Raw genomic sequence first — 12683 nt, forward strand, 5'->3', positions numbered from 1 at the left:
CTCCTCAGTGGCAGGGAAAGCCCAGCAGATGACGTGCGTCGTGGAAGAATTCATGCACCTGCGTGCCGGAAAACATCGACGTTGCGCCTTGCTCTGCGCCAACGAAATAGATGGCCAGCAGCGCCAGCAGGGCGGTGAACAGCGCCCAGGGCAGCAGTTTCGCGACAGGAATGGGAGCAGCCGGGGTGTGGGCATTAAGGGTGATATCACTCATGGTGTAACTCCATTATCGATTTTGCTGTTGGTAGCGAGTGCCGGACTCACCGTGACCGGCACGCCCGGCGAAAGGTGATGATGGCTATGTGCCGGCGGGCAACTGGCGTTCGCCAGTACAATCGGCTGGCCGTGGGGCGTGTTGAGATACGCCTTGCGCCACTCCTGCGTCCGTCGGCTGATTTCATCCGGCACCGTCAGGTTGAGTGCCGTCATCATGTTTTCCATCGCCGCCGTCCACTGACGATAGTAGGCATCATTCGCGCTTTCACCCGGTTGCGCCGGCGCCGCGTTGATCTCTTTACTGAATGTCTGTACCCATTCTGCCCACGGGAATAGCCCGGCCCGGTGGAGATGGACTATCAGGGAGAACGCTTTTGCCTGCCAGGGCTTATCGAACACCGGCCCTTCCTCATCGCGCGGTAACCCGAGGGCGGCGTAATCGTGTTGTGCTACCGTATTCATGCTTCCTCCAGATAGTCGTCCCACAGATCGATGAACACTTTGTCAGGGCGCGGCTCTCCCCACAGCGCCTGCGCGGTGAAACTGACGCTGTAAACATGCTGGGGATGTTCGCCCAGCCCGTGCGCCGCAGTATCTGGCGTGATAAACACACCGTGAGCGATCTCTATGCGACCGACTTTATCGCGTGCGTAGCGTGGCAGGCGGGTATGGGTGGTCGGGTTGAAATTTTTCGTTCGTACCCAATCGCCCACCCGGAAGCGGGGCGCAACATCGTGACTGACCCGAGCAGACCCGCCGGTGCTGACCACCATCGACACCATCTCCTGCGTCAGCACAGGTGTGCCAGGCTTGCAGGGGGCAGGCTTCGCGCCACCCCACAGTTCTTCAACGGTGATCACCCCCTTTGCCAGCAGCAGCGTTTCGAATGCATGCAGCCAGTGCTCGTAGTAGCTCGACTGCAGATATTCGGTCGGCGCCATACGTTCGATGGCGTGGCGAAATTCATCGACGTTAAAGTGTCCGCCGACGAACAACGAGGCGAACAGAGGAAATACCCGGCGTTCCCACTCATGATGGAAATAGGGCTCGTTTTCCTCGGTAGGGATCGGGCCAAGGCCGTGCATCCCCCCCAGATCATGTATCCCGTTCATGGTTTTCTCCTTTCGTTATGGTGCGCTAACCACACCGGTGCCAATCATCGAATCGCGCGTGATGAGTTCGCTCAACTGCGCTTCGCTCCAGCCTTCCGTGCCTGCCGGATGTTCAGGCAGGACCAGATAGCGCAGCTCGGCGCTGCTGTCCCAGACGCGAATCTCTTTGTTTTCTGGTATGTGTAACCCGAACTCGGCGAGAACGCCGCGCGGGTCGATGACGATACGCGAACGATAGGGCGCTGATTTGTACCACACCGGCGGCAGACCCAGTACCGGCCAGGGGTAGCAGGAACAGAGCGTACAAACGGTGACGTTGTGCACGTCCGGCGTGTTCTCCACGACCAGCATGTCTTCGCCCTGTATTCCGGAGAAACCCAGTTCAGCAATAGCGGCAGTGGCGTTTTCCATCAGTCGACGTTTGTATTCCGGGTCGCTCCACGCTCTGGCGACAACCTGTGCGCCGTTTCGGGGGCCGACTTTGTGCTCGTAGGTGTCAATCAGCTCATCCAGCGCAGCCGGTTCGATCAGGCCTTTTTCCTGCAGCAGGGATTCCAGTGCGCGGACGCGTAGCTCGATATCAACGGGGGGTTGGGTATGGTCGTGGTCGTGTTTATGGCTCATTTTAGGCTTCCCGAGAGTTAAGGTTAAAACGTCCGCCAGTCACCGCAGGCTTCGAAAGCGGCGGCGGCCTGATAGAGCGTGTTTTCAGCGTAATGACGTCCTACCAGCATCATGCCAACCGGAAGTCCGTCGACCATGCCACAGGGGATAGACATGGCCGGGTGACCGGTGATGTCCTGCGCAGCGGTGTTACCGATCATTTCGAAAGCGCGCGAGATGTATTCGGTGATGGAGCAGTCCGGGCCTGGTATCGGCTGAGCGAGGACAGGCACGGTAGGCATCACCAGCAGGTCGAAATCGCTCAGGGCCCGGTCGTAGCCGGCGCGGGCCCGACGCGCGATATTCTGCGCTCTGGCGTAGTAGCGACCGTTATAGCGCTCCAGCCCATACTGGCCGACGAACATGCAAACTTTGAGCGACGGGGAGAGGGCATCCGCGCTGTCGCGCCATTGCGCGTGTTTGTCCAGCAGGCTGACGTCGTACTGGCCTTCCCAGTTAAAACCCATGCCGTTGCCGTGCATCATCTGGGCGGTCAGACCTTCGCAGCCGATAGGCGACCAAAGCGCGCCCGCCAGATTGTGTTCCGGCACGGAAATTTCGCTAACGATGGCGCCCAGTGCTTGCAGGCGGGCGATGGCGTCCCGCACCTTCGTTTCTACCTGCGGGTCCATATTCGGCAACTGGAATCCCTCGGTCAGAATGCCGATTTTCAGGCCGCGCACACCTTTTCCGAGGGCGGCGGTATAGCTCTCTACAACGGGCGCGTACTGACGCGGGTCAAGCCCGTCACTTCCGGCGATGATTTCCAGCATCAGCGCGTTGTCGCGCACGTTGGCGGTGATGGGACCGGCGTGGTCGATGGTCGCCTCAATCGGCATGATGCCCGTGTAAGGCACCAGACCGTGGGTCGGTTTCATGCCGTAGGTACCACAGAAGGCGGAAGGGATACGGATGGAACCGCCCTGATCGCAGCCTATCGCCATGTCCACTTCGCCAGCCGCCACCAGTGCGGCGCTGCCGGAGGACGAACCGCCGGAGGAATAGCCATGACGATGGGGATTGTGCACCGGGGCCGGGTCGGAAGTGTGGCTGCCGCCGGAGAGGCAGAAGTGCTCGCAGGTGGCTTTGCCGAGAATCGTCGCCCCGGCATCCAGCAGGCGGGTGGCCACGGTCGCGTCGTAGGATGGGACGAAACCTTCGAGCGTGGAGGCGCCGTTCATCATCGGTACGCCGGCGAGCGAGACATTGTCTTTCAGAGCGATGGTCCGCCCGGCCAGCGCGCCAGTCGCTGCACCTTTTACCTCCGTTTTGTAATACCAGGCATTGAGCGGATTGTCCTCGCCAGTCGGACGATAGCCGGCGGCGCGCGGATAGCGGACCTCCGGGATATCGTCGGGAAGGGAGTCGATCAGATCGTAAGCGTCGAAGTTAGCCTGCATCACCGCCAGATATTCCTCGGCCTGCGCCGGCGTCAGGCTGATATGCAGCCGACCGGCAAGCTCCTGGAGTTGTTCAGCAGTGGGACGTTGAATAGCCATGTTGTTTCCTTTTTTCTGTGTTTGCTCATGCGCCTGTCTTGAACATAAGCCCGGAATGCCATCCTGACTTGGTTATCCGGGTCAGTCGTTTGGCTGAAATGGACACCCGCGCAGCCTGCGGGTGTCCGTAAGGTGTTAAGACGGCTTATCGGCTTTAGGCCAGTGGATACCGACACTTTTCATGCCTTTGGTCACGTCCATGTCCGGATGTGAGAGCACCACGTCGCGATACGAAGGACTGCCGATGACCGCGGGCTTGAATTGGGTCAGGAAAGCGTTGACCTCTTCACGAATATCCTGCGGTACATTGAAGTTTTCGTAACACTCGTCGATAGACTCGAATACGGCTTTCCAGTGCACCTCGGTCAGCCCCATGCCGCGGTGCGCGGTCACCATATCTCGTCCCCGATAGACGGTGTTGCCACCCCAGTGCTTGCACAAGAAATCAACGAAGTTGATATGCTCTTTCTGAAATGAAGACTCGGACACGTGCGCCCAGATATGGCCGATGTCGGGATGCTTCATACAGGTCTTCAACACTTCGCCTGCGAAGGCGTAGACGGCGTCATATCCGCCGAGACGTTCATAGAGAGACGGCTTTTGCTGCTGTTCGCTCATGGTGGATTTCTCCGTAACATGTGAGTGGAAGGGGGTGCATAGGTCTCTGTTCAATCAGAACAGTTTCATCACGCGCAGGGTGGTGTGGAGATCTTCCTTAAAACCGCCATCGACGTTGATGTCGCGTTGGAGCAAGCCCTGCACTTGCACCGTGGGGGTGATGAATTTCGACAATTCCAGCCTTACCTGCTCCGAACGCGTCGCTTGTCCGTTCTCGACGCCGTCGATCTGCTGTTTACCGCCCCACAATTTGGCGTAACCAGCGGAGACGGTCCAGGTGGTGTCTGCGGGCGGCGTCCAGCTTACCCAGCCCTGAAATTGATAGGTGTTGTCTTGTTTGAGGCGACCGGTGCCGATGCCCGTGGCATCGTCGTTGTCGCCATACCACATCGCATCAGCGGACAGCTGCGTGGCGAAACCGTTACCAAGCTGCTGCACGCCGCCAAGCTGCAGATCGAACTTCCAGCGGTTCTCACCGACGTTGAGCATGCGCCCGGCATCGTAGGAACCGGCAGGGACGTACAGGTAGGGCACGAGGGCGAAGGTGGTGCTGGGGTTGTTCACCAGCCAGACCGGGGCGGCCAGAATGGGGTCGCCCAGGCCGCTGGCGGAATCGAGGCGGGCACCGCCCAGGGAGCCGTTAAAAAGACGTCCGTAGGGCATCAGCACCTGCGGCGCGACCGTGAAGCCCCCCACATCCATATAGTGGACGTAACGAAAGATGCTGACGAAGGAGTCCAGCCCGGTGCCTTGCTTAATTTCGTCGCCACCTGTGGGGGTAAAGCTGTCTCGCGTGGCGTAGGTGAAATACGCCAGAATGGCATCGGTACCGGCAGGAGCCGGAATGAGATCCTGTGAGTTGAGATCGACCGCATGGGCCGGGATCGTCGCCAGCCAGAGTGTGCAGGCGACCAGGCTGATGCGAGATGTGGTGCCACTAACAGTCATAACGTTACCCTCATGTCTGATATCTCTTGTTTATTTCCCGGTACCAACGTGGCCGGAAGACCTTACGGTTACAGATATTAGGGAGAAATTTGCTGCGTACTTGCTTGAACAGGGAGGGCGCAAGGCGGCGCTGGCGGCGGATAGTCTGGTGTTATACGACGCCGCGCAGACGTTCAGTTTCAGCCTGGGTGGGGGCGATAACCACCTGGTGCGGATCCCGCGGCATCTGCTGAGTTGTCGTTTGCCGAGGATTGAAACGCTCACCGCTATGGTACTGGACGACAGTCGGCCCGGCGTGATTCCACTGCGTGAAATGCTGCGTCAGGCGACAGCGATGCCCGCGTGTCTGGACAACCCAGATATTTCTGGCCGTTTCTCCCAGACGATGCTGGATCTGCTGGTGCTGAGTCTGGAATTGCAGGATCTGGATAACGTGAGTGCTGAGCGCGATCTGTACGCCAGGATGATGATTTACATTCGGCGGCAGCTTGTCGATCCAGATTTGAACATTGAGAGCCTGGCTCGGGCGCACCATGTATCCATTCGCACCGTCACGCGTGCTTTCGCCCGCCACAAAAAAACGCCGATGGCCGTGATTTGGCAGGAGAGGCTGCGAGCGAGCCGAGAGGCCCTCGAACGCGGACGAGTCAGTAGCGTGTCCCAGGCGGCGCTGGATTTCGGCTTCTCTGATTTCTCTCATTTCAGCCACGCCTTCCGCAAAGCCTTTGGCATCTCGCCTCGCTCATTATTGCCCAAAGAGCAGCAGGGAGCGACGCCATCGAACAGGCACACCGGGTCAGACTCCTGAGTCTGCGCGATATGAGTGCGAGCTGCGCGTGACGGAAGGCGCTCCCAGGCGTTGCGGCGGCAGGTGGATGACACGATGGCGTTAGTTCTTTAGCGACGGGAAATGATTTGAATATCCCGGCTTAGCGCGGGGTAAGGTAAGGATATGGGGGCGCATTGCGGCAGACTCGGTTTCTTTAATGGCATTTAACATAATATACATTATGCGCACCAACATTGTAGGGGCTCAATAGTAATGTCCGCCTGTAGCTCAATTCAGATGTCCGCGTTATGGTAAGCTTCACTGGTCCGTTTAAACTACCGGGAGGCATATCATGAGCGCAGAAAGCTCAGGAGTGTTTACTTTGAAAGAGATCAACCGGGTCAAGATTATCCAGGACGTTATCGAACGTCGTATGACCACGCGTCGTGCAGCTGAACACCTCGGTATCAGCGACAGACAATGTCGGAGTTTCTCGGCAAAGAAACCGTACGGCGTATTATGGTCCGGGCTGGTTTATGGGTCCCCCGCAAACAACGCGCCGCAAGGATCCCTCAGCCACGTTACCGGCGTCCGTGTACGGGCGGATTGATACAAATCGATGGCTGCGATCATGACTGGTTTGAAGGCCGAGGACCAGCCTGTACACGTTGATGATGCAACCAGTAAAATCATGGAGCTTTTGTTCGTCAAATCTGAGTCCACGTTTTCTTACTTCGAAGCCACACGCCATTATATTGATAAGCATGGCAAACCGCTGGCGCTGGTTACAGGGTATCAACTCAATTGAGGCTGCAAATGCCTTTGCTGAAGCCTATATTGCTGACTATAACCGTCGTTTTGGCAAAGAGCCCCGACATGACTTTGACGTGCATCGTGTGGTTGAACATGACGAAGATCTGGATCTTATTTTCACAGTACGGGAACATCGCAAAGTCTCAAAATCGCTGACGATACAGTACGATAAAATGCTGTACCTGATTGAAGACAGCGAGCTGAGCCGCCGTGCTATTGGTAAATACATCGACGTGTATCACTACCCCGATGGTCGTAAAGAGTTACGCCTGAATGGTGAGACACTTCCCTACTCTACCTATGACCGGCTGTCAGAAGTCGACCAGGGCGAAATTGTGGATAATAAACGACTTGGCCGTGCTCTGGAATTTATCAGTCTGGTGCAGAGCAAACGAGATAACACGCGCTCTCAGTCCGTTCCTTCTGGTGATGGCCCTTCCCGGCGACGGCCCAGACAGGAAGGGAAAAAATCCCAGCGGTCACTGAATAACGACGACATGCTCGAAGCGCTTAAGCAACTCCAGTCGCAGTCAGAGGAGATTTTTGGCAAGAGAGCCAGAACCGGACGATGACTTTCTGTAAAAGATCCATTTGAGACTTGAGGTTTGCACTATAACGTTCTGTGTAAGCAGGCCGCTTCGCTGCGGCCTGCTTATTATAATGCGTACTACATTATGCGCATCCCATAAGGATGGGGGGTTATTTGTTATGTTGTGGCTGCGGTTGGAATGGATATGCAATGCTCTCGTTAATACTTACTTGAGTCGATGACTTTTCTTTAAATGCAGGCCAATTATATGATTTTGTTATGAACTTCCATGAGTAATAATCCTTCGAGTCATCGGTGATTTTAAGGCTTAAGATGCTCCAACTCTCATCGTGACAATGTGATTGTTTTGCATAATCATCTTCGGTAAAGCAAGCTTTTATCATTTCTCTTGATGAAAATGGAATATTTTTAAAGGCTGGTTGATATGTACCATCATCATTAATCATTATGAAATTTGCGTATTCTTCCTCGCGCCCACCTCCGGAATAAGTTGTTGACCATTTCGATACTAACGCAACGGCCGTTTTTACTTTACTTAAAGGATATAAAGCTGGATATATATATACATCGCTTTTGGTAAGTTCATCATCAGGAACATCCTCATTATTAGCTTCTTTAGTAAAATCCCATGAAACTATTTTAGAATACACATCACCTTCTTTTTTTATCTTCATTAACTGAAGATGTGAAGTGGTTAAATAAAAGATGTCATTGGAATTTTTTTCTTTCCAGATAGAAGTCCCGTCTTTACAGAAATCATCGACCGTTTTGCAAATATCAATATATTGAGCACTGTTTTTTTTCAACGCTGTTAATGCAACTGGCTTTGTCGTGATGTCAGTAATACCAGCCACAGCAGAGAAAGATACAATAGCAAAAAACAAAACCACCTTTTTCATCATCCATCCTAATGTAAATAACTATATGAAAGAAGGGTTTCCGGCGTGTCCTGATTCAGTACCGAGGCCGGAGACGATGACGTCCCGATGTGGATCCCCCCGTGCCAGTAACGATTCACGCCAAGTACCCACCAACCGTGGGCATTTTTGCGGATATCGGTCAGCAGCTCGTCATAGTTCTTATAGTCCCGTCCGTCGGCTTTCCGTACCGGATAACGTATGTTCATCATCTTTCCTTAAGTTAAATCTCCAAAACCATAATCATCGCAGTGAGTTAAGACGAAGGGGAGTAAAATTTATGCAGATTTTATTACTGCCATCACCTGAAGCAGAGCAACCGGGATAACATCCGTTCCCGCTGGCAGTGGCCACCAGAAAGATTCTGCTCTGGCCCATTCAGCGCAGTTTTTTACTTTAGATGAAGTTAACCCATGTTGTCGACCGGCACCTGACAACGCAGATGCCCGCGCAGCGCCTGGGTATCTCCGCTCGTCAGTGCCGGCGTCTTCTGTCGCGTTACCGTGAATCTGGCCCGCCTGGTATGACTAACCGCCGTCGAGGAAAACCCAGAAATAACCAGCTGCCTGATGGTTTTGCACAGTACGCGCTCAATATAATCCGAGATCGCTATACCGACTTTGGGCCGACGCTTGCATGTGTGAAACTCGCAGAACTGCACGATGTTCACCTGTCCAAAGAGACTGTCCGTTCACTCATGGTCAAAGCCGGTCTCTGGATCCCCCGCAAACAACGTGCGCCGAAAATTCAGCAGCCACGTTATCGTCTTGCCTGTTGTGGTGAGTTGATCCAGATATAACCGGCGCTTTGCCAAAGTTCCCCGACATGACTTTGATGTGCATCGGCCACTCGAACATGATGATGATTTGGCTGCCTTTTTCACATGGCGGGAACCGCGCCGCGTTTCAAAATCTCTGACGGTTCAGTATGACAAAGTGCTCTATCTTATTGAAGACAGTGAAATTAGTCGCAAAGCCATCGGGAAATACATAGAGGTCTGGCATCACCCGGATGGCCGGAAAGAACTCCGGCTAAACGGAGTCGTCCTTCCCTACTCCACCTATGATCGCCTTCAGGAAATTGACCAGGGTGCTATCGTGGACAACAAGCGTCTCGGGCGGACACTTGAGTTTATTAAGCTGGTTAAGGACAAACGCGACAATAACCGGTCTCAGGCACTCCCTGCCGGGGATGGCCCTCGCGGAGACGGAGAAAACCAACGGAGAATAAATCTCTGCGACTGGCCGTCCATTGCTTCCCAGGTCAGGCGGTTCTGAGCAGAAATGGCATTATACTGGCGGCTCATATCGCAGCGTTTCAACAATCATGGAGAGCGCAGGCAACAGCTGACGTTCACCCGGATAGTAAATATAAAAACCCGGTCGTTCTGCCCACCATTCAGGCAGGATCGGCAGAAGTTTTCCTGCATCCAGCCATGGCTGGCTGAGTATCTCCGGTAAAAAGGCAATTCCGTAACCCGCCAGCGCCGCATCCATCGCAGCATAATATGAATTAAAGACCAGATGGCCCGCAGGCCGGAAAATCTGCCCGATTTCATTTTCCTTCAGTATCCATGGCGTTGTGCTTCCCCCAGGCGTAAAGCGGGTATTAATACAGGAATACTGAGCCAAAGCACCGGGTGAAGGCGGCAGTCCTTTATCCTGAACATAACCGGGAGAGGCAACTGCTGAATAACGTAAATCCGGGCTGATACGCACAGATGCCATATTTTTGCCAAGCGAATCACCGTCCCTGATACCGGCATCAAATCTCTCCGTAATAATATCGGTCAGCGCTGTATCAAGAGAGAGCTCAAGCCTGACGTCCGGATAATGGCGCAGCGTTTCGCTGAGGCGTGGCCATACAAAAGTCTTATAGGCAAAATCGGAGACAGTCATTCTCACCGTGCCCGCAATGGTGCGGCTCAAATCCCTGATGGAGGTCAGCTCACTGGCAATTGTGTCCAGCCTGGGCGACACGCGTTCCAGCAACCTTTTTCCGGCCTCCGTCGGGGAAACGCTGCGTGTGGTTCTTATCAACAGACGCAGCCCGATCCGCTCTTCCAGATTGCGAATGGTATGGCTTAATGCTGATTGCGAAACGCCAAGCTCAGCGGCCGCTCTGGTAAAGCTTCTGTGCCGGGCGATGGTAATAAATGCGATAAGATCCCGGAATATTTCGCCTGACATGGTTCGTCACCTGTTCTCTGGAGAAAATCTGTTTAATAACATGAAGTGGTTATCCAGTGCTCTGGTTTTAAGGGCTGAAGTGACGTCCGGTTCAGTCATTAGCATGAAAGCGGAGCGCCTCCACCATCAGGCTCATGGCTCTGGAATGCTGTCGCCGGTTTGGGTAGTAAAGGTGCAGCCCTGGCCAGAGAGGGCACCACTCCTGGAGCACAGAAACCAGTTCTCCGCTGTCAAGCAATGGCTGTACCATATCCAGCGGTAGATAAGCCAGACCGAAACCCCGTCTGACTGCCTCCAGTATGTCGTAAACGTTATTACATATTACCGGCCCGTTGATTTTGACGCTGAACTCACGCTTGCCCTCAACAAACTCCCAGTCATACAACCCACCGTACGTGGACATACGTAAACGTACCCCGCTGTGCTGGCTCAGTTCGGTCGGATGTTGCGGGATCGGGTGGCGCGTAAAATACTCTGCTGAACCAACAACCGCATTCTTAACATCTGTACTGATGCGAACGGAAATCATATCCTGGGCCAGATCGGCCCCAAACCGGACGCCGGCATCATATCCCCGGGCCGCAATATCAACGCTTTCATACTCGCTGATAAGCTCAACGGTAATGTCCGGATACTGTTTCAAAAAAGGTGTTAACCGGGGCCACAGAACCGAGCGTATCACGTAGTCAATGGCGGTAATGCGCAGTGTTCCAGTAGGTTTGTCGCGTAAGTCATTGAGCGATTCCAGCTCATTCGTGATCTGATCAAACTCCGGTACCAGACGATCTACGAGATGCTGACCCGCCATCGTGAGCGCAACACTTCGTGTACTGCGCAGTACAAGACGCACTCCCAGCCGTTCCTCAAGCCCGCGTATGCTTGCGCTGAGAGCAGGTTGTGTCACTCCCAACTGAGCCGCTGCACGAGTAAAACTGCCCGTCTGGGCAACTGCTATGAGTGCGATTAATTCACTGAACCCTTCTCTTGCCATCTTCCTCTCTCACCGACTGTGTATCCCTCCGGACAACGACAGTGTCTCCTGCTCATGTGAATAAGGTATCACGGACATTGATGAATTTCATTTATGAATGCAAGAAACGAGGCTGGGTGGTTAGCTGAGCCCGCATCATGTACATTATTAACCACTGGCTACTCTTCAATAAATTTTTTATCTACCTGCCTGGAAATTATATCAGCACTGATATTCTCCGGCTGGCTTTGAGTCCCTGAAAAAAAATAAAGTCACCTGTATTTTAATATATTACATGCGGTTCAGGTTGTGCTTTCGGCTTATACAGTGGCTACTGTCAATAATCATCAATGAGGTAATGCTATGTCCTTAATTAAGGTTTCTCTTTTGTGTGCTTCGCTGCTGGCGGCAGGCTCTGTTATGGCTGCACAAAAAATCCCTTCAACTGTTGCGGAGGGCGTCAATGTTTTGGGGTCGCAAAAAGTGACGTTTAAAAATGGCAGCATCACCATGGCGGGCAATTTATATTTTCCGCCTGATTATGACAGCGCCAGGAAATATCCGGCGATCGTAGTCTCTCATCCCTGGGGCGGTGTGAAAGAACAGACGTCCGGGCTTTATGCGCAACAACTGGCAAAGCGCGGATTTATTACTCTGGCTTATGATGCCTCACATTATGGAGAAAGCGGTGGGTTGCCACGTGACCTGGAAAATCCGTCCGATCGCGTACAGGATATCCGCAGCGCCGTAGGCTATCTTGCCAGCCTGCCGCAGGTTGATGCCAGCCGCATTGGTACTCTGGGGATCTGTGCCGGTGGAGGCTATACGCTGCACGAAGCGCAGAATGATTTACGCGTCAGGGCTGTTGCCGGTGTCGTCACTTACGACATTGGCGATGCGACCCGCAACGGTATTGAAGGCCTGCCGGTTACGGCAAGCGACAGAACGAAGTTAATGCAAAGCGTGGATGAACAACTGAACAAAGAGGCCAGCGGTGCGCCGGTGCTGGTTCAGCAGTTGCTGCCTTCCCGGGATAAGTTAAATGCCAGTACGCCTAACTTTGTCCGGGAGGCGACCGATTATTACCTGACGCCGAGAGGCGCGCATCCGAATGCCAATAACCGTTATGTCGTCACGAGCACCGGACTCCATATGGCCTACTATCCACTGGAGCATATAGATTTGATTTCCCCCCGTCCGGTGCTGTTAATTGCCGGAGAAAAAGCTGAAACAAGAAAATTCAGCCAGCAAGCCTATGACAGAGCGAAAGAGCCGAAGGAGCTGGTTATTATTCCAGGCGCTTCACATTTTGATTTATATGACAAGCCAAAATTTGTTAACCCTGCCTTAAATAAACTGGCAGAGTTCTTTAGCAAAAACCTTTAATCATAACCTCACGCAGGTATATGTGAACAAGCA

Annotated in this window: 13 protein-coding genes and 2 pseudogenes; 4 read left to right on the forward strand and 11 right to left on the reverse strand. The window is 53.7% G+C overall.

What is annotated here, in order from left to right; all coding sequences use genetic code 11:
- Positions 1-4: 4 nt before the first annotated feature.
- From ABLV30_RS15815 to ABLV30_RS15845, 7 genes are all read right to left on the reverse strand, one after another.
- On the reverse strand, positions 5-214 hold the full coding sequence (locus ABLV30_RS15815) for a CbtB-domain containing protein (protein ID WP_004850884.1): 210 nt from the start codon (positions 212-214) through the stop codon (positions 5-7).
- Positions 211-678, reverse strand: coding sequence for a nitrile hydratase accessory protein (locus ABLV30_RS15820; protein ID WP_049083582.1), 468 nt, complete (start codon positions 676-678; stop codon positions 211-213). Before ABLV30_RS15820 ends, ABLV30_RS15815 begins: the two co-directional genes overlap by 4 nt.
- Complete coding sequence (nthB, locus tag ABLV30_RS15825) at positions 675-1328, reverse strand: nitrile hydratase subunit beta (protein WP_025108349.1); 654 nt, start codon at positions 1326-1328, stop codon at positions 675-677. Before nthB ends, ABLV30_RS15820 begins: the two co-directional genes overlap by 4 nt.
- A gap of 15 nt (positions 1329-1343) precedes the next feature.
- On the reverse strand, positions 1344-1952 hold the full coding sequence (gene nthA / locus ABLV30_RS15830; RefSeq protein WP_265799922.1) for a nitrile hydratase subunit alpha: 609 nt from the start codon (positions 1950-1952) through the stop codon (positions 1344-1346).
- A 23-nt stretch (positions 1953-1975) separates the two neighbouring features.
- On the reverse strand, positions 1976-3490 hold the full coding sequence (locus ABLV30_RS15835; RefSeq protein WP_049079836.1) for an amidase: 1515 nt from the start codon (positions 3488-3490) through the stop codon (positions 1976-1978).
- Positions 3491-3625: 135 nt separating this feature from the next.
- A complete protein-coding gene (locus tag ABLV30_RS15840) occupies positions 3626-4162 on the reverse strand; it encodes a group 1 truncated hemoglobin (protein ID WP_224262171.1) in 537 nt (178 codons plus the stop codon).
- Positions 4163-5056 (reverse strand): transporter, encoded by an 894-nt coding sequence (locus tag ABLV30_RS15845; RefSeq protein WP_265799924.1) that lies wholly within the window; start codon positions 5054-5056, stop codon positions 4163-4165.
- Between ABLV30_RS15845 and ABLV30_RS15850 the strand changes: the two genes are divergently transcribed.
- Positions 5028-5864, forward strand: a complete 837-nt coding sequence (locus ABLV30_RS15850; RefSeq protein ID WP_348865621.1) for an AraC family transcriptional regulator — start codon at positions 5028-5030, stop codon at positions 5862-5864. The two genes, ABLV30_RS15845 and ABLV30_RS15850, sit on opposite strands and share 29 nt — an antisense overlap.
- 313 nt (positions 5865-6177) lie before the next feature.
- A pseudogene (locus ABLV30_RS15855) lies at positions 6178-7210 on the forward strand (ISNCY family transposase).
- 127 nt (positions 7211-7337) lie between these two features.
- On the opposite strand, the gene ABLV30_RS15860 reads toward ABLV30_RS15855, so the two are convergent.
- Together ABLV30_RS15860 and ABLV30_RS15865 are read right to left on the reverse strand one after the other, a co-directional pair.
- Positions 7338-8087, reverse strand: coding sequence for a hypothetical protein (locus tag ABLV30_RS15860; protein ID WP_049079834.1), 750 nt, complete (start codon positions 8085-8087; stop codon positions 7338-7340).
- A gap of 8 nt (positions 8088-8095) precedes the next feature.
- Complete coding sequence (locus tag ABLV30_RS15865; RefSeq protein WP_224227213.1) at positions 8096-8317, reverse strand: hypothetical protein; 222 nt, start codon at positions 8315-8317, stop codon at positions 8096-8098.
- A 188-nt stretch (positions 8318-8505) separates the two neighbouring features.
- Here ABLV30_RS15865 and ABLV30_RS15870 point away from each other — a divergent pair.
- Positions 8506-9304, forward strand: a pseudogene (locus tag ABLV30_RS15870) (ISNCY family transposase); the annotation flags it as partial.
- A gap of 90 nt (positions 9305-9394) precedes the next feature.
- Here the strand turns inward: ABLV30_RS15870 and ABLV30_RS15875 are convergent.
- Both ABLV30_RS15875 and ABLV30_RS15880 read right to left on the reverse strand, forming a co-directional pair.
- Positions 9395-10294, reverse strand: a complete 900-nt coding sequence (locus tag ABLV30_RS15875) for a LysR family transcriptional regulator (protein WP_049079832.1) — start codon at positions 10292-10294, stop codon at positions 9395-9397.
- Positions 10295-10385: 91 nt separating this feature from the next.
- The gene (locus tag ABLV30_RS15880; RefSeq protein WP_025106362.1) at positions 10386-11285 is read right to left on the reverse strand and encodes a LysR family transcriptional regulator; all 900 of its coding nucleotides are present in this window, start codon (positions 11283-11285) and stop codon (positions 10386-10388) included.
- A 342-nt stretch (positions 11286-11627) separates the two neighbouring features.
- Between ABLV30_RS15880 and ABLV30_RS15885 the strand changes: the two genes are divergently transcribed.
- Positions 11628-12650: an alpha/beta hydrolase gene (locus tag ABLV30_RS15885; protein WP_265799930.1), complete on the forward strand. Its 1023-nt coding sequence runs from the start codon at positions 11628-11630 to the stop codon at positions 12648-12650.
- The last annotated feature ends 33 nt before the right edge of the window (positions 12651-12683 follow it).

This window comes from Klebsiella sp. CN_Kp113 (genome assembly GCF_040064585.1).
Classification (GTDB): domain Bacteria; phylum Pseudomonadota; class Gammaproteobacteria; order Enterobacterales; family Enterobacteriaceae; genus Klebsiella; species Klebsiella michiganensis.